The 18,285-nt window shown below is 41.1% G+C and carries 11 protein-coding genes and 6 pseudogenes; 6 read left to right on the top strand and 11 right to left on the bottom strand.

Annotated elements, in window-relative coordinates; genetic code table 11:
* The first annotated feature begins 48 nt into the window (after positions 1-48).
* Both ACSLFW_RS03820 and ACSLFW_RS03815 read left to right on the top strand, forming a co-directional pair.
* Positions 49-1,917: pseudogene (locus ACSLFW_RS03820) on the top strand (Nramp family divalent metal transporter).
* A gap of 74 nt (positions 1,918-1,991) precedes the next feature.
* Positions 1,992-2,645, top strand: a complete 654-nt coding sequence (locus ACSLFW_RS03815; RefSeq protein ID WP_436554714.1) for a metal-dependent transcriptional regulator — start codon at positions 1,992-1,994, stop codon at positions 2,643-2,645.
* Here the strand turns inward: ACSLFW_RS03815 and ACSLFW_RS03810 are convergent.
* The 4 genes and pseudogenes from ACSLFW_RS03810 to ACSLFW_RS03795 form a co-directional block, all read right to left on the bottom strand.
* Complete coding sequence (locus ACSLFW_RS03810) at positions 2,642-2,764, bottom strand: FeoB-associated Cys-rich membrane protein (RefSeq protein ID WP_436554713.1); 123 nt, start codon at positions 2,762-2,764, stop codon at positions 2,642-2,644. The two genes, ACSLFW_RS03815 and ACSLFW_RS03810, sit on opposite strands and share 4 nt — an antisense overlap.
* Before the next feature lie 5 nt (positions 2,765-2,769).
* Positions 2,770-4,871, bottom strand: a pseudogene (feoB, locus tag ACSLFW_RS03805) (ferrous iron transport protein B).
* Between the two features lie 9 nt (positions 4,872-4,880).
* Positions 4,881-5,114, bottom strand: coding sequence for a FeoA family protein (locus tag ACSLFW_RS03800; protein WP_436554712.1), 234 nt, complete (start codon positions 5,112-5,114; stop codon positions 4,881-4,883).
* A 96-nt stretch (positions 5,115-5,210) separates the two neighbouring features.
* Complete coding sequence (locus tag ACSLFW_RS03795; RefSeq protein ID WP_436554711.1) at positions 5,211-5,882, bottom strand: SCO family protein; 672 nt, start codon at positions 5,880-5,882, stop codon at positions 5,211-5,213.
* A gap of 130 nt (positions 5,883-6,012) precedes the next feature.
* Here ACSLFW_RS03795 and ACSLFW_RS03790 point away from each other — a divergent pair.
* Positions 6,013-8,077: pseudogene (locus ACSLFW_RS03790) on the top strand (M13 family metallopeptidase).
* A 71-nt stretch (positions 8,078-8,148) separates the two neighbouring features.
* Here the strand turns inward: ACSLFW_RS03790 and ACSLFW_RS03785 are convergent.
* The 4 genes and pseudogenes from ACSLFW_RS03785 to arsC form a co-directional block, all read right to left on the bottom strand.
* A pseudogene (locus ACSLFW_RS03785) lies at positions 8,149-9,044 on the bottom strand (cation diffusion facilitator family transporter).
* Positions 9,045-9,116: 72 nt separating this feature from the next.
* Entirely contained in the window at positions 9,117-10,763 is a 1,647-nt protein-coding gene (locus ACSLFW_RS03780) for an outer membrane beta-barrel family protein (protein ID WP_436554710.1), read from the bottom strand.
* Positions 10,760-11,608, bottom strand: a complete 849-nt coding sequence (locus ACSLFW_RS03775; protein ID WP_436554709.1) for a carboxypeptidase-like regulatory domain-containing protein — start codon at positions 11,606-11,608, stop codon at positions 10,760-10,762. The genes ACSLFW_RS03780 and ACSLFW_RS03775 overlap by 4 nt, the downstream gene beginning before the upstream one ends.
* A 94-nt stretch (positions 11,609-11,702) precedes the next feature.
* Positions 11,703-12,043: pseudogene (gene arsC / locus ACSLFW_RS03770) on the bottom strand (arsenate reductase (glutaredoxin)).
* Between the two features lie 125 nt (positions 12,044-12,168).
* Here arsC and ACSLFW_RS03765 point away from each other — a divergent pair.
* Positions 12,169-13,053, top strand: a complete 885-nt coding sequence (locus ACSLFW_RS03765) for a CPBP family intramembrane glutamic endopeptidase (protein ID WP_436554708.1) — start codon at positions 12,169-12,171, stop codon at positions 13,051-13,053.
* 5 nt (positions 13,054-13,058) lie between these two features.
* Positions 13,059-14,099: an AMP-binding protein gene (locus ACSLFW_RS03760; protein WP_436554707.1), complete on the top strand. Its 1,041-nt coding sequence runs from the start codon at positions 13,059-13,061 to the stop codon at positions 14,097-14,099.
* Positions 14,100-14,243: 144 nt separating this feature from the next.
* Here ACSLFW_RS03760 and ACSLFW_RS03755 read toward each other — a convergent pair whose 3' ends face one another.
* Together ACSLFW_RS03755 and ACSLFW_RS03750 are read right to left on the bottom strand one after the other, a co-directional pair.
* On the bottom strand, positions 14,244-14,834 hold the full coding sequence (locus ACSLFW_RS03755; protein WP_436554706.1) for an OmpA family protein: 591 nt from the start codon (positions 14,832-14,834) through the stop codon (positions 14,244-14,246).
* A gap of 65 nt (positions 14,835-14,899) precedes the next feature.
* The gene (locus tag ACSLFW_RS03750; RefSeq protein ID WP_436554705.1) at positions 14,900-15,526 is read right to left on the bottom strand and encodes an outer membrane beta-barrel protein; all 627 of its coding nucleotides are present in this window, start codon (positions 15,524-15,526) and stop codon (positions 14,900-14,902) included.
* 392 nt (positions 15,527-15,918) lie between these two features.
* Between ACSLFW_RS03750 and ACSLFW_RS03745 the strand changes: the two genes are divergently transcribed.
* Positions 15,919-16,296: an acyl-CoA thioesterase gene (locus ACSLFW_RS03745; RefSeq protein WP_436554704.1), complete on the top strand. Its 378-nt coding sequence runs from the start codon at positions 15,919-15,921 to the stop codon at positions 16,294-16,296.
* 127 nt (positions 16,297-16,423) lie between these two features.
* On the opposite strand, the pseudogene ACSLFW_RS03740 reads toward ACSLFW_RS03745, so the two are convergent.
* Positions 16,424-18,233 (bottom strand): annotated as a pseudogene (locus ACSLFW_RS03740) (GNAT family N-acyltransferase).
* Positions 18,234-18,285 lie beyond the last annotated feature (52 nt).

Below are 18,285 nucleotides of genomic sequence, written 5' to 3'. Positions count from 1 at the left end.
TCCATAAATAGAATCTTTTTATATATTTGTATTGCAAACTATTATACGATGGGAAAATCATTAGAAGAAGTACACGAATCGATTTCAACACAAAATAAAACTTCAGTTTTCAGGAGAATTCTGGCATTTTTGGGCAGGCATATTTAATCAGTGTCGGCTATATGGATCCCGGAAACTGGCCACCGACATCGCCGGAGGTAGCCAGTTTGGTTACGCATTGCTTTGGGTTTTACTAATGAGCAACATCATGGCATTGCTATTACAGAGTTTGAGTGCGCGACTCGGAATCGTGACCCAGCGTGATTTGGCACAGGCTTCAAGAGAAACTTATTCGCCGTTCGTCAATTATATTCTTTACTTTTTAGCAGAAATTGCCATTGCGGCCTGTGATTTGGCTGAAGTGCTCGGGATGGCGATTGGTATAAATTTATTGTTCGGCTTGCCGTTGATTCAAGGTGTAATGATTACAGTTTTAGACACTTTCCTGTTGCTTTTCCTTATCAACAAAGGGATGCGAAAAATGGAAGCATTTATCATCGCACTTGTCGCAATCATTGGTGTTTCATTCATTTTCGAAATGATTTTCGCCCAGCCGGAATTACCGAAAGTCCTTGAAGGATTAATTCCGACTTTACCCAACCAGACCGCGCTTTACATCGCCATCGGAATTATCGGAGCGACTGTCATGCCGCACAATTTATACCTGCATTCATCTTTAGTGCAAACACGAAAATTTGACCGTAGCAAAGCAGGCATCAAACAGGCACTTAAATACAACCTTATCGATTCTACTATTGCTTTGAACATGGCATTTTTCGTCAATGCAGCGATTTTGATTTTGGCGGCGGCAACATTTTATAAGAATGGAATGTTTCATGTGGCTGAAATACAGGATGCCCATCAATTTCTGCAACCCTATCTTGGCACGCAATGGGCGCCGGTATTGTTTGCCGTTGCATTGATTGCAGCCGGACAAAGCTCAACAGTTACAGGCACATTGGCAGGACAAATTATCATGGAAGGTTACTTAAATTTAAGGATTCAGCCATGGGTCAGAAGAATTATCACGCGATTAATCGCTATCGTTCCCGCAGTAATTGTAATATCGGTTTTTGGCGAAAGCGTCACCGGAAAAATGCTGATTTTAAGCCAGGTCATCCTGAGTTTGCAATTGGGATTTGCAATCATTCCGCTGATACATTTTGTAAGCGATAAATCAAAAATGAAAGGTTTTCACATTGGAAAAGCCACGCAAATCGCCGCATGGATTATTGCATTGATTATTGTCTCATTGAATGCAAAACTGGTTTTCGACGAATTGACCGACTGGCTGGCATCGTCTTCGTATCCAATAGTTTTATGGTTGACAGTGGTGCCTTTGTGTATTGGTTTCCTGATTTTACTGTTGTATATCGTTTTCAAGCCGTTCATCGTAAAAGCAAAACACGACATCCTGAACCATTCGCCACATCATTTGGCACTGAAATTCAACAAAGCAGGCGCTTACAACAGGAAAAATATCGCGATTACGGTCGACTTTTCAAAATCGGATGAATCTGCCATCAACAGTGCATTTGAACTTGGCGGTGCAGATGCAAATTACACGCTGATTCATGTCGTAGAAACCGTTGGCGCCATGATGTACGGCGAAAATATCGAAGACCACGAAACCACAATCGACGAAAAACTTTTACAGGAATACCAGGAAATGCTGGCCAAAATGACATAAAGGTCAATATACAATTGGGCTTCGGAAAACCAAACAAAGTCATTCCGAAAATCGTCAACGAAGGCCATTTCGATATTCTCGTAATGGGAACGCACGGTCATACCGGCTTCAAAGATTTGCTTTTCGGGACGACTGTTGATAAATTGAGGCACCGGATTTCGATTCCGTTGTTTATTGTGAAAAAATAAGTTTTATTTGCCGCGAAAACCCAAAGCTTATAAAATTCGTGTCTTAGCGTCTTCGTGGCAGAAAAATAAAAACCATGACTTTTTCAGAAGAAAATTATCTCAAAACCATCTATCATCTCACCAATCTTCTCGATTCAGAAGTGAGCACCAACGCTATTGCCGAAAAAATGGAGACAAAAGCCTCATCGGTAACAGACATGCTTAAGAAACTCGCAGAAAAAGATCTGGTTTTCTATAAAAAATACCAAGGTGTTTCATTGACTGAAAAAGGCCAGCTCGCCGCCAAAATGATTGTCAGAAAACACCGTTTATGGGAAGTTTTTTTAGTTGAAAAACTTGATTTTCCATGGGATGAAGTACACGATATTGCTGAACAGCTTGAGCACATCAAATCGGAAAAGCTGATCAATAAACTCGACGATTTTCTCGGAAATCCGACAGAAGATCCGCATGGCGACCCGATTCCCGACAGCAACGGCAGTTACATCAAAATTGAAAAACAATTGCTTTCCGAGCTCAACGAAAATCAAAGCGGGATTTGTGTGGGTGTGAAAGACACATCGTCGGAATTCCTGCAATATCTCGACAAGCAAGGCATTTCTTTAGGCTCAAAAATCGAATGCGTTGCCAAAGAAATCTTCGATGGTTCGCTAAAAATAAAAGTGAATGGAAACGATCTGACGATTTCGAGTAAAATCGCAGCCAATCTTTTTGTGAAGTTGATTTAATGGCAGCCGCAGTCGTCGCTTCCGCAATTCTTCTTTGATTTTTTCTTAAAGAAGAATTTCTTCGACAGGAAAAAAATGGCGATGGCCAAAGCTGAAAGTGCTAAAATTTCCTGTATCATATCGACTATTTTAAAATCTGGTAAGCGATTAAAGCCACGACATACGCGAATCCGCTCATGAAAAACAATTGGAAAGCTGGCCATTTCCAGGTATTCGTTTCCTTTTTGGTAATCGCAAGCGTACTGGCGCACTGCATTGCAAAAGCGTAAAACAATAGCAGCGACATTCCGGATGCGAAGTTGAAAATCTTGTCGCCTTCGGGCGTAACTTCCGCAGCCATTTTCTCTTTGATTGGATCTTCGTTATCGGTGTCGCCAACGCTGTAAATCGTGGCAAGCGTACCTACGAAAACTTCCCTGGCGGCAAACGAACTGATGATGGCGATGCCGATTTTCCAGTCGTAACCTAAAGGTTTTATCACTGGTTCAATGGTTTTTCCCATAACACCGATATAGGAATTTTCGAGTTTGTAGGAGGCTGTGGCTTCGTCTTTCTCAATCTTCGTAAGGGTCTTTCCTTGAAGTGCAGCTTCACTCACAACCGTTTGTTCAGCATTGCTGAAGTTTTTACCCGCCCATAAGACGCCAGAAACCAAAGGATTACTGAAATCGCCAGAATAATTTTTCCGGCGCCGGTCACAAATGACTTTGTTTTTTCAATTACATTGAGCGCAACGTTCTTAAACATTGGGAGTTTGTAATTCGGCATTTCAACAATGAAGAAAGATTTGCCTTTTATTTTCAGGACTTTATTGAGAATGTAAGCCGAAAAAATCGCCATTCCGAATCCGCATAAATACAAGAACATTAAGGTAAGTCCTTGTGTGTTGAAGATCCCGAAAATCCTGCTTTTCGGGATGACAAGTGCGATAATTATCGAATAAACCGGCAATCGTGCGGAACAAGTCGTAAAAGGCGTCACCAAAATCGTTATCAGCCTTTCTTTCCAGTTTTCGATATTTCTCGTCGCCATAATCGCCGGAATCGCACAGGCCGTTCCTGAAATCAGAGGCACGACACTTTTGCCGCTGAGGCCGAATTTTCGCATGATCTTGTCCATTAAAAAAACTACGCGGCTCATGTAACCGCTTTCTTCAAGGACGGAAATAAAAAGGAATAAAAACGCGATTTGCGGAATGAAGATTACAATACCACCGACTCCCGGAATGATGCCCTGCGACAACAAATCCGTAAAAACGCCTTTCGGGAGATTTTCGGCTGTAAAGGCACTTAATGAAGCGAATGTGCTGTCGATGAAATCCATCGGATAACTCGACCAATCAAAAATCGATTGGAAAATCACGAGCAAAATCGTTGCAAATATGATGTAGCCCCAAAATTTATGTGTCAGCACACGGTCTAATCTGGCACGGAAATCTTTCGCGTTAGCCGTATCGATTGTGCGTCCTTCCTTCAAAACATCATTAATAAACTGGTAACGCTTGATGGTTTCTTTCTGCTGAAGCCGCTTTAATTCCGAGTTGGGTTTTGCAAAATTGTGCGTTTCGACAACGTTTTTCTGCAGATTCGAAAAATTAACATCCTGCGTAATGACCAGCCATAATTTATACAAAGACTGCGTCGGGAACGCTCTTCTTAAACTATCAAAATATTCTTTGTCGATGCTGGATGCGTTGAGGCAAGGTTCTGTTGAAAGGGAATTGAACTCGATGATGAGTTTTTTCAGGTAATCGATGCCGGTTTTTTTACGGGAACTGACAAGCGCGATTTTCGTTTTCAGGTGTTCTTCCAAATAAGGAATGTCTAGTGTGATCCCTTTCAAATCCATACGATCCGCCATATTGATGACAAGAATCGTCGGCACTTCCAGGTCTTTTATCTGCGTAAAAAGCAGCAGATTTCGTTTAAGATTTTCCACATCGGTGACCAAAACAACCACATCCGGGAAATCCTTGTCGTTCTTGTTCATCAGCAATTCAATCACGACATTTTCATCGATTGAATTGGCGTTGAGGCTGTAAGTGCCGGGTAAATCTAAAATCGTCCCCTTAAATCCCAACGGCAAACTGCAGGTGCCCATCTTCTTTTCAACAGTGATGCCGGGATAATTGCCGACTTGCTGGTTGAGTCCCGTGAGTTGGTTAAATACCGAAGTCTTTCCCGTGTTCGGATTCCCGATAAGCGCTACTTTGATACTTTGGTTCAGGCATTTCGCTTATGCTTTGATGATTTCAACTTCAATGACAGAAGCGGTTTCGAGCCTGATCGCCAGATGGCTGTCGTTGACATTTAAGAATAACGGGTCGCCGAAAGGTGCAACTTGCAAAATTTCGACTGTATTGCCAGGAAGACAGCCCATTTCAATCAGCTTTAGCGGAATAAAGTTGATGTCAAAGTCTTTGATGATGGCTTTTTCGCCAATTTCGAGCTGGGCTATTGTAGTTTGCAAACCTTATTTAGATTGAATAAACAAAGGTAATAATTTATTTGAGACGGCAGTTGTCAGATAGCAGATTTCAGTAATCAGTGGTCAGTGCACTAAAAATTAATCTTCTTCGGTAAGCAACAAATCGATATCGCTGATTAATTTTTGGATATCCTCTTTTTTCGTGCCGTCGTAAAATCCGCGGATGCGGCGCTTTGTATCTACAAGAATGAAGTTTTCGGTGTGCACCATGTCGTACATTTCGGCGGCAGTGCTGGTTTTTACGGCGAGGTAGGATTTTCTGGCGATGCCGTAAATGGCTTTTTTATCGCCGGTGACTAAATTCCATTTGGAGTCGACAACGCCTTTTTCGATTGCATATTTTTTGAGCATCGCAACATTATCAGTATCCGGTGTAACCGAATGTGACAACAGCATTACTTTAGGATTATTCAAAAATGCTTTTTGCACATCAACTAAATTCGCGGTCATTTTCGGGCAAATCGACTGGCAGGTCGTGAAGAAAAAATCGGCGACGTAAATCTTGCCTTCATAATCTTTCTGCGTAATTGTTTTTCCATTCTGATTTGTAAAAGAAAAATCTGCAATAGTGTGGTTTTTGGCGATGTATTGTACTGTCGAATCCACCATTTCGGGATTTACGTCAGACGGATTCATAATCGGAAGTGTTTTTTTCGGACGCAACAACTGATACGAAATCGACAGAAAAACGACTCCGAAACCCAGCATCGTGAGAAAGAAAATCCGGTATTTTTTGAAAAATTGTAACATCTTCAGAATTTGGATGCAAAAATACAAAAAGGCAATTCTTAAACTGTGTTTAAAAGTGATAATTATGCTGTCATTTAACACTGTTTAAAAAGTAAATTCGATAAATTTGTTGATGAAAAATAAATTTTTGATGAAAATAAATCTGAACAAACAGCTGCTTTTTGTGATTCCTGCAATAGTCGGGTTTACAGAAGCACAGGCACAATCTACGCCTGGAAAGAAAGAACCGGGCATCAATGTTTCTTACATGGACAAAAAAGTGACGCCCAACAACGACTTTTTCAGGTTCGTGAACGGCACCTGGCTCGACAAAACTGAAATCCCTGCCGACAAAACCACTTGGGGAAGCTTCAACGAACTGCGCCAGAACACAGACAAGGATGCGCTCGCCATCCTGAAAGACGCAACGAAAAATCCGAAATACAAATCGGATACCGACCAGGGAAAAGCGATTAATGTGTACAAATCTGTGATGGACACCGTGGCAAGGAACAAACAGGGCATTGCGCCGCTGAAACCTTATCTCGCCAAAATCAACGCGGTAAAAGACATTAAAGGTTTACAATCGTTGCTGATTGAATTAGAACCTACCGGCGGCATCGGTTTTTTTGGTGCAGGCGTTGGACCTGACGACAAGAACAGTAACCGCAATGTCGTGGGTGTAGATCCGGGACCTTTAGGGTTACCTGACCGTGATTATTATGTTTCCGACGACAAGGATTCGAAAGAAAAAAGAGATAAATATGTCTTGCACGTAGCGAGAATGCTGCAATTTTTAGGCGAAAAACCAGCTGAGGCAAAAGCCGACGCAGATAAAATCTTAGCCCTGGAAACTGCAATGGCAAAACCGCGATTCGACCGTGTGGAAAGACGCGACAGCCGTAAATCCTACAACCCGATGTCAGTTGCGGGATTACAGCAAACGATGCCATCCATCAACTGGAATTCGTATTTGACCGGAATTGGTTTACCGAAAATTGATTCTGTAATCGTTTCCCAGCCTAAATACATGGCCGCGTTGAACGAAATCTTCAAAGAAAATAAAGTAGCCGACTGGAAAGCCTATATGCGCTGGATGTTGCTGAACAGATCTGCCGGACAGTTGTCAACTGAGATTGAAACCGCCAACTGGGAATTCTACGGAAAAACCCTTACGGGCGCTTTGAAACAAAGACCGCGCGAAGAAAAAGCGTTGCAAGTTGTCAACGGAACTGTCGGAGAAGCACTTGGAAAATTATACGTGGAGAAAAAATTCCCCGCTGAAGCAAAAGCAAAAGCAGAGAAAATGATCCATAACGTCATTCTCGCTTTCCAGAACCGCATCAACAATTTACCGTGGATGTCGCCTGAAACTAAAGTCAGCGCCGTTGCAAAACTCAACAAACTGACCATTAAAATCGGTTATCCTGACAAATGGAAAGATTATTCATTGCTGACATTGAAAAGCCCTGAAGAAGGCGGCTCTTATTTCGACAACATGAAAGCGGTTGCGAGATGGCGTTACAACGAAAACATCAGCGAACTCAACAAGCCTGTAGATAAAACAAAATGGGGCATGTCGCCGCAAACGGTAAATGCTTACTACAATCCTTCGTTTAACGAAATTGTATTCCCGGCTGCAATTTTGCAACCGCCTTTCTACAATTATATGGCAGATGAAGCCGTAAATTATGGTGGAATCGGTGCCGTAATCGGTCACGAAATTTCACACGGTTTCGACGATTCTGGTGCGCGTTACAATGCAGAAGGTAATTTAGTTGATTGGTGGACAGCTGATGATTTGAAACAATTTTCAGCTTTAACCGGAGCTTTGGCCGACCAATACAGCGCCTTGCAACCTTTGCCCTGGCACTTTCGTGGATGGAAAATTCACGCTTGGCGAAAACATCGGTGATTTAGGTGGCGTGAATGCCGCTTACGACGGATTGCAATTGTACCTGAAAGAAAACGGAAACCCGGGATTGATCGACGGTTATACGCCTGAACAGCGTTTCTTTATTTCATGGGCCACCATCTGGCGTTCAAAAATGCGCGATGAAGCGTTGAAAAGCCAGGTAAAAACCGACCCGCACTCGCCGGGATTGTACCGCGGTTATGTGCCTTTGCAGAATGTTGATTCGTTTTATCAGGCATTCCATATCGTTCCGGGAGACGGAATGTATATTGCGCCGGAAAAGCGCGTGAAGATTTGGTAATAAAATTTTTTCCAATAAAATATCAAGCCTGTTCAAATTGATGAACAGGCTTTTTCTTTGGCACTTTTTCTTTAAGAAATTGGCGAAATTTCCTTCAATTCGCTAGGTTCAATATGAATCAGCACATCAGCAATCTCAGGAATTTCAAGCTGAATCGCATCTTTAAGCCGGTGCGCTATTTCGTGGCCTTCGGTAACGGTGATATTGCCATCAACAGTAAGATGCAAATCAACCAGATAAGTCATTCCGGTCTTGCGGACAAAACATTTTTCAGTATCAACGACGCCATCAACGGTTTGCGCGATGGTACGGATTTGCAGGATCAATTCATCATATAAATGCTCATCGAGAATTTCGCCAAGTGCCGGACGAAAAATCAAATAAGCGTTATAAACGATAAATCCCGACGCCAGCAATGCGGCCAATCGTCGGCAGCTTCGTAACCCGAACCGATATAAATCGCAATCGAAATGCCGACAAACGCCATTGCAGAAGTAATTGCATCGCTTCTGTGGTGCCAGGCATCGGCCTTTAAGGAAGAACTATTGGTTTCATCGCTTTTCTTTGCAATGACACGGTAGAAAATTTCTTTTATGAGTACAATTCCGGCCAAAATATACAGCGTAAATTTCTCCGGGATTTCATGTGGTGTGCGAATATTGTGGATGCTTTCATAAGCAATAATCGTCGCCGAAATCACCAAAAATCCAACGACGGCAAAAGTCACCAAAGTTTCAGCACGACCATGTCCGTAAGGATGATTTTCGTCTGCAGGTTTTGTAGAATATTTGATGCCGAATAAAACAAGGATAGACGAAAAAACATCGGTTGTCGATTCAATCGCATCGGCAATAAGTGCGTAGGAATTCCCAAAAACACCGGCGACGCCTTTCGTCAATGCCAATATTGCATTACCAAATATACTGATGTAAGCCGCGTTTTCCGCTTTGCTTTTTTTGTCTTTCATTTTGCAAAGATAAGTTTTGACTGTTACTCTTGAAAATCAAAAAAGGATTGTCTTTCAACAATCCTTTCGGTTTTATCCCTGGAAATCTCCATTGTCGTCGCCTTGTTGCCTTGGCTGTTTTTCTTTTTCGCCTTTCTTTTTGTTGAACCTGTAAGTGAATGAAAGGTTAATCTGTCTCACGCTCCACTGCATTTCGCTGTAAGAATTCAGGCTGTTCGGGATATACGTTTCGTTGATTCTTTTTCTCGAATTGAAAACATCCTGAACATTGAGTGCCACCGTAGCTTTGTCCTTCAGAATATCTTTGCTGAAACCGAGGTTCATGCTGAAATTGCCCAAACTCCTGCCCTGTGCATTGTTCTGCGGGCCATTGTAATTCATATTCGTCTGCCAGTCGATTTTTGATGGCAGTGTCACTTTTGAAGTCAATCGCGTGAACCATGAATAAGCCGTATTGTCAAAATTCTGCGTCTGGGTTAGGCCTGCAAAATCGGTATACGTGTAATCGCCTTGGGTTTCATTGCGGAAAAGATTGAAATTTGAATTCAGTTTCCACCATTTGTATGGCGAATAATTGAGTGTGAATTCAAATCCCATCCGGTATTCTGTCGCTAAATTGATTGGTGTCGTAAGGATTACCGGCGTTTGGTAATCTGTGCCGCCTTCAACCGGAATGGTCACAAAATCGCCGCTTTCTTTCCTGATAAACTGAAAGGAATCGGTCGTTTTGTTGATATAGGCAGAGGTGCTTAAAGTCACTTTATCCCAACGTTTCAAAAATCCGAGATCAAAAGCATCGGTAAAAGCCGGATTCAAATCAGGATTTCCCTGAAAGATGTTGATATTACTCGAATAATTCGAAAACGGGTTGATCTGTCTTCCCCTCGGACGCGAAATCCTGCGGCTGTAGTTCAGCGAAATATTAGTTCTATCAGAAATCTCATACGTCACAAAAGCACTCGGGAAGAAATTGTTGTAATGTTTATTGTTGAAATCGTTGGTCGTCAATTGGTTGATATCAATATTAGAATCTTCCCATCTCAAACTCGCCAAAATCGAAAATCTGTTGAGTTTCGTGCCGTAAGATGTGTAAAGCGCATTAATCTTTTCGTTGTACTGCAACGTATTAGTATATCGCGCATTCGGCACATACTGTCCGGTTGCTGTGTCAAGCGAATCAACTTCATAAGCAGTATTCTGCTTATTGAATTCACCCTTATAACCTGCCTCAAACTGGCTGTCTTTCCCGAACGGCAAAACATAATCGGTCTGGATGACGTTGCGTGTCTGCCGTTGGTTATTGAGTGTTTTTTCGAACTTTACGACATCGCTGTTGTTTTGGATGATCGAATTATCGTCGTCCTGATTGGTTGCGAACGAACCGTCAAAAGTCAGTTTATGCCCTTCTTTTTTGAATTTTTTGGTGAAATTGGTAGAATATTCCACGTTTTCGCTTTCATTATCCTGGTCATTGAACCTTGACGTTTTGAAAGCATTTTCGTGGTTCGCATCATAATTCGTATAACGCACATTTTCCGGATTGCTGCCTTCGTTTGTCCTGTAATTGATGGCATTTGTCCACGTTAATGTTGGTGTCAGGTACCAATCAAAACCAAAATTCGAATTGACGCCTTCCCTTCTCCTTTCATTATCCCTTGACTCATCTACATAATTGGATACCGCGCCGGTATCTTTATCAAGATATCTCGTGTTGGTCATCGCGTTACCCGGATTTTTTCTGTTGTTGTAACCGGTGGTGGTAAAGAAATTAAAATCTTTCGTTTTATAATTGAGGTTGCCTGAAAGTCCATAATTCTGCGGATCTCCTGCCGTTGCGATAATCGTTCCGTTGATTCCGTCGTTTTTTCCTTTTTGAGGATGATGTTCAGGATGCCGCCGCCGCCTTCAGCATCATACCTGGCCGAAGGATTCGTAATTACTTCGACTTTATCAATCGCATCGGCCGGAATCTGGCGCAATGCTTCTGAAATATTGATGGCATTTGAAGGTTTTCCATCCACCAAAATCCTCACATTATCATTACCGCGAAGCGCAACGGTTCCGTCGGCATCAACTGTCACAGACGGAATATTATCGAGTACATCGCTTACGGTTCCGCCTTTTACCATCAAATCGTTTCCTACATTGTAAACTTTTTTATCGAGTTTGATTTCGACTGTGGTTTTTTCACTGCGGATCTCTACTTCGTTGAGTTGCGTGGCATCAGCAGCCAGGCTTATGACGCCCAGGTTAAGGTTGTCCTGAATATCCTTAGCTTTTATTTCGTAGGTTTTGAAAGAAATAAATTCGGCTTTAATGTTGTAATTTCCTGGAATCACATCAAATTCGAATTCTCCTTTAGCATTGGTGATGCCGCCTGTAACAATCGATGGATTTGTGGTGCTGAGTAAAGTGATTGTGGCGTATTCCAAAGGAACGTTTGCGCCTTGTTCCATCACTTTTCCGGAAACTTTTACTTTTTTCCCGCCTTGTTGCTGTTGTGCGAAGGCGAATCCTGATACTAAAATCAGGCATGCGGCCATCACTTTCTTAATATTTTTCATCAAAAGGTTTATTTGTTTCTCTTTCGACAGCAAAATTAAGTGTTGGTTTAAGCCTTATTTCACAAAGCTTTGTTAAAACATCGGTTTAGCGATTCTAAATAATGGCGATTGCGTTTTCGATCGGACGAGCGATGGCTGCTTTGTCGCCGTTGATGACAATTGGGCGTTCGATCAAAATGGGAAATTCAAGCATAGCAGCAACAATTTCAGCATCTGAAAGATTTTTATCCTTGAATTTTTCCTTCCAGATGGGTTCGGTTTCCTGACGAGTTCAATTGGTTTCATTTTTAATTTTTTGATGATGGAGCGTAATTCTTTTTTACCCGGAACATTTTCAAGGTATTTGATAACTTCGAATTCCTTTCCCGAATCTTCAAGAAACGCAAGGCATTCTCTTGATTTTGTGCATCTTGAATTGTGGTAAACCTGAATCATGGCAGCATATTTTTATATTTTACAAAGTAATTGATTTCGTTTGTAAAAATTCGATTAATTTAGTCAGTCATTATCACAAATACTTCTTTATGTTTATCGAACAGGCTTACCGGAATAGAAATTCCATGATCAAATACCTCCCGATTCCGGTTGTTTTTTTCGGATTGATGCTCCTCAACTACGTCGTCATCGGGTTTATGAATATTGATGTCAATGCCCTGATCAAATCGGAAATCGCCGAAAAAGGCAAAAATATATTTTTCCTCGAAAACATCGTTCCTTTCGCATTTGCGCTGGGAGGCATGTTTTTCTGGGTGAAATATGTACACCGGCAATCACTCAGGAGTTTTACTACCGGCCGGCAGAAAGTTGATTGGAAGCGCGTGTTCTTTTCGTTTTCGATTTGGTCGTTGTTTACCATAATTACGACCGTGATTTTTTACTTTTCGAGTGACGGAACGATGGTTTTGAATTTCAAATTGGTGCCGTTTTTAATATTATTGCTGATTTCGGTGATTTTTATTCCGCTGCAAACGAGTTTTGAAGAATATCTTTTTCGCGGTTATCTTATGCAGGGAATTGGTATTATTTCGGGGAGGAAATGGATTCCGCTTTTCATAACATCAATGCTTTTCGGGCTGGTACATATCGCCAATCCCGAAGTGGAGAGAATGGGGCCGGTCATCCTGATTTATTACATCGGCACCGGATTTTTTCTTGGAATAATTACTTTAATGGATGACGGGCTCGAATTATCGCTCGGTTTTCACGCCGCGAATAACCTCATCACCGCTTTACTCATAACTTCAGACTGGTCAGCCTTTCAAACCGATTCCATACTGAAAGACATGTCATTGCCAACGGCAGGTTTCGACGTAATTGCGCCGGTCTTTATTATTTTTCCGATTCTTTTATTTACCTTTAGTAAAAAGTACAAATGGTCAGGATGGAAAGAAAAACTGACCGGAAAAATCGTACTTCCGCAACCTCAAAACAATCAAATTGACTAAATATAATGCAGGATTTAACCTACCATAATGTACACAACCGCTTTAAGCTTAACGGATTTCACCTTGACCGTGAAGACTTGTGCCGCGTGGCTTACAGCTTTATAAAAGAAGGCGATGATTTTGAAAAACCCGTCGGCAATTTCATCCTCGACTGGTTCGACAACAACGATTTCATCGAAATGCATTCTTCCGGAAGCACCGGATTGCCGAAACTGATTCGTGTTGAAAAACAGGCAATGGTGAATTCGGCAATTGCGACTGGCGATTTCTTCGGATTGTCTGCCGGAAATAAAGTACTCAACTGCCTTCCCGTAAAATATGTAGCCGGAAAAATGATGTTCGTGCGCGGTTTCATTCTCGGCCTTGATATGGATTTTGTAGCGCCAAGCTCCCATCCATTGAAAAACAATGAAACAGTTTATGATTTTACGGCGATGGTGCCTTTGCAGGCGCAGAATTCAATCAGTGAACTGCATAATGTAAAGAAGATGATTGTTGGCGGCGCAAAAATCAGCGCAACGCTTGAAAAAGAGCTTTTGTCTTTGCCGACGCAATCTTTTGAAACTTATGGTATGACCGAAACCGTCTCTCATATTGCTGCGAAGAAAGTAGGCGATGAATTCTTTACTGTACTGCCGAATGTTTCTGTCACAACTGACGAACGGAATTGTCTCGTTATTAACGCGCCCAATATTTCTGAAGAATTGATTGTCACCAATGACATCGTTGAATTGGTCTCCGACACAGAATTCATCTGGAGCGGACGCATTGACAACATCATTAACAGCGGCGGGATCAAATCGAGTTCGGAGCAGATTGAAGCAAAATTGGCTAAATTAATTGATCGTCGCTACTTTGTCGCGGGTATTGCTGATGCAGATTTAGGCGAAAAACTGGTTTTGGTGATCGAAGGTGAAAGTTATACATTGCCCGAAAATCTCTTTGAATCGCTTGACAAATATGAAAAACCGAAAGATGTGATTTTTATTCCGAGGTTTAAGGAAACCGGAAATGGGAAAGTGATTCGAAAAGATTCATTGCTCTAAATAAATTCCAAAGAATAAAAATTCCAAATTCCAACAGCAACCTTGCTAAATTGGAATTTGGATTTTTTTATTTGGATTTTTTAACCTCTTTAAAACAAAAAACCCCGAAGCGAACTTCGGGGTTTTCAATTTTATATCAGTAGATTATTTTACTCTGAAAGTAACTCTTCTAACTAATTTTCTTGCACCAGCTGATTCTTTAGCAACTGAAGCATCTTCACCTCCTGCAACTACATTAAGTCTTGAAGCGTCGATTTTAGCTTTCATAAGGATTGCTTTTACAGCATTCGCTCTTTTGTTAGAAAGGTTCTCGTTGTAAGCTGATTTACCTAACTCGTCAGCGTGACCGATGATGTCAACAGAAGCTGTTGGGTTGTTTCTCAAGTAAGTAAGGATGAAATCGATACCTTCTGTAGAAACATTCGTTGGAGTTGATTTGTTGTAATCGAAATAAGTTGTTACGTAACCTTCGTTGATAAGGTTTTTGATCAACTCGTTATTGCTTACGTTAGTTGTATTATTATTGCTTCCAGGTTTTGCTTCACCGTATTTTTTGTCGAAATAGCTTTCCAACTCATCCGGAACTCCATTACCATTTTTGTCAATCACACGACCGTGAGAATCAACCGCAACACCTGTTGGAGAAGAATTTGGCTCTTGATCCAAAGAATCCATTACACCGTCTTTATCTGTATCAGCTGTAGCAACTTCTAAGTCGCCAACTCTTTGTTTCAAAGCATCAAGCTCTTCTTTCAGTTTGCTTTCTTCAGCAGTCCAGTCAGCGTGCTCAGCATTTTTACCTAAATAAATTGTGAAACCGACTGTTCCTGAGAAATACCTCCGCCGAAACCTCTGCTGTTAAATGGCACAGCTGATTGTCCGTCGAAAGTTCTGTCTTGTCTTACATTGGTCAAGGAAGTAAAATCTCCCGTAAGTACAACTTTTTTAGAAAGTTTGATTTGGCCTGTTAATCCTACGGTAAAGTGACCTTGTCTGTCTGTAAATGGTTGTCCTTCAGTTTTGAATTGGCTGTAACCTCCACCCAGGTGAACCAAAAGTCCAAGGGTTTTTGTCCAGGTTTCGAAATTCATTATTCTTCCAAGGTTAGCAACGCCTTCAAGATCTCCTCTGTAGTATTCAGTTTTGAAATCAAGGGATTTATCATTTCCTTGAAATCTGTAATATCCGATGGTTGCTTTAACACCAAATTTTGGATTGAACATATAACGTACTCCTAAATCAGCATTCCAAGGACTTGGAGTTGCTGCAGTATAACCCGGAGTAAACGGGCGTTGTGGTTTGTTTACACCTCCGTTGAGCTCAACTGACCATTTGTTAAATCCTCCGCCAACATAAACTGAGTCAGTTTGGGCGTTTGCATTGGCTATGGCTAATACAAAACCTATTGCAAGTAAAATTCTTTTCATAAATAAAGTTTTTAAATTCCAAACAAAGATATAACATTTTTTTCAAACAAATCCAACTATTTGCAATCAAACACTTGTTATTAAATCTTTAATTGAGAATTTTTCAATGAAAGGTAGATATTTTTAATTATTTTTTAATTTGTAGAGGAAAAACTACAATTTTTTATTAGAAATTGCCCAAATTTTAAAATCGTAAAATTGAGAAAAAGACGGTTTTTTCATAAAAAAATGTAAAATTAACATGATTTTAAGAGCAAACGCTGATAAAAATTAAAGCCGTTTCGCCGTGAAAAGTCTATATTTTTGTCTGAATTTTAAGACATTACGTTTTTTCTTACGATTATCTTTCAGTTGTTTTTTATTATCTACTTTTACATAATAAACAAATTGAAATGTTATTCCATACCAGAAAATGGGTCAAGCCCGAAGACTTAAATCCGAACAGTACTTTATTTGGCGGAAAATTACTGGCCTGGATTGATGAAGAACTCGCGCTTTATTCGATTATCCAACTGCAGAATTCCCGCATTGTAACCAAGCACATGTCGGAAATCAATTTTCGGAGTTCGGCCCGAAAAGGCGATATTGTCGAAATTGGCATCGATGTCGTAAAATTCGGAAAAACCTCAATAACGCTTGCCTGCGAAGTGCGCAATATCATGACACGAGAAACCATCATCACGATCGATTCCATCACGATGGTAAGCCTTGACGAAAACGGAAAGTCGCAAGTGCACGGCAAAACCGAAATTTCCGTGGTGAAAGATTAAATGGCGGGAATCCAAAAAACAAATGACAAATTTCAAATAAATACCACTCCTGATCTTTCAAACAGGTTTGTGATTTGAAGTTTAAAAATCGGAATTTGTTTGTAATTTCGGATTAGAGATCTGTTATTTAAAAAAACTTATCTCCTTTTTCAGCCAATTTGCGCTCCAATTCCGCCTGGAATTCTTCAATAACAGGTTTCATCGTGCTTTCGGGAATGTCGGCAATCCGATGTACATCAATCCGTCCACTGAATTATTGAACATCGGATCGACGTTAAATGCCACAACACGTGCATTTTGCTTGATGTATTTTTTAATGAGGACAGGCAAACGTAAAGTTCCCGGTTCGAGTTCATCGATAATTTTATCGAATTTATTCAAATCGGCTTCGGCTTCGTCAAAAATAAAATCCTTGTCGGCGTCTTTCAGCTTCACTTTATATTCCTTTTTGGCATGTACATATTGCGCAATAAAAGGATCGTAGAAATGCGATTTCATGAACTCAATCATCAACGATTTCGAAAAATCCGAAAACTGGTTGCTGATGCTTACGCCGCCCAATAAAAATGTATGCTCGGGATAACGCAAAGTGGTGTGCGCAATGCCTTTCCATAATAAAAATAATGGCATCGGCTTTTGCTGGAAACTTTTTACGATAAAAGCACGTCCCATTTCAATCGACTTGCTCATCATCTCATTCAGTTCGGGCTCAAAGCGGAACAATTCGTGCAGATAAAAGCCTTCAATGCCGTATTTCGGATAAATTTCCGAGCCCAGTCCCATACGATAAGCGCCGGCAATCTGGTTGGTATCGTCGTCCCACAAAAACATGTGGTAATAATAATTATCGTAGCGGTCAAGATCGATTGCTTCGTTGGTGCCTTCTCCGACTTCCCTGAAAGTGATTTCGCGCAGCCTTCCGATTTCGTGCAGAATATTCGGAATTTTATCCGGCTTGCAGAAAAGACTTCATAATTTTTGCTTTGCAGCAAACGGCAATCGGTTTTCCTGAGTTCTTCGACTTCGAGAACCATCTTTTCATGATTGGCCGCCGTCGCAATTTGTTTCGGACTTTTGGGAATTTTAAGGCTTGAAGTATTGATCAGCTTGCTTTCCTTCTCGAACGGATTGGCGAGCATGTAAGTTTTCTTTCTTAAAAATTCAGAATATTCTTCAATGGTAGTATGCTCGTTTTGTTCCGAAACGGAAATCGGCTTTCCGATGCGCACTTTAATCACACGGTCTTTCTGCGAGAACAATTCCGAAGGCAATTTCGCTGTTCTTAAAGTATCCCCGATTTTTGAAAGCATATAGAAAAACCTGCTGTTTTTGGCGTGGAAATAAATCGGAACCACAGGCACCTGCGCCTTGCGGATGACTTTTATCGCGCCTTCTTCCCAGGCTTTATCGACAACCAATTTGCCATCTTTATACGTTGAAACTTCTCCGGCCGGGAACATTCCCAACGGCTTTCCGTCGCTCAAATGACGAAGCGTTTCCTTAATACCCACAACGCTTGATTTAGCGTTTTTGTGCGTTTCGAAAGGATTAACCGGCATAATATAGGGCTTCAGCGGTTCAATTCTGTGCAGTAAAAAGTTGGCGATGATTTTAAAATTCGGCTCGCGTTCGAGCATTAATTTGAGCAGTAATATACCGTCGATTCCGCCCAATGGATGATTCGAAATCGTAATGTAAGCACCGTCTTTCGGCAATCTTTTGAGGTCTTCTTCCGGAATTTCAAAATTGATCTGCAGTTGGTCAAGAATCGCATTCAAAAATTCAACATCATTCAAATGCTTGTTCGTGTCGTAAATTTCATTGAGTTTTGAAATCCGCAGCACTTTCATCAGTAACCAGCCGAAAAATGTCCCGAAAACGCCATATTTGTCGGCATTAATCGCTTTTGCAACTTCTTTTGCGGTTACTAAACCCATTTTATTTGTTTTGTTTTTGGTAGGAAACAAAGATAACAAAAACTTGTTACGT

Source organism: Flavobacterium sp. 3HN19-14 (genome assembly GCF_051373205.1).
Taxonomy (GTDB): Bacteria; Bacteroidota; Bacteroidia; order Flavobacteriales; family Flavobacteriaceae; genus Flavobacterium.
The sequence above is the reverse complement of the archived record's forward strand: the minus strand, read 5'-3'. Positions and strand labels throughout refer to the sequence as shown.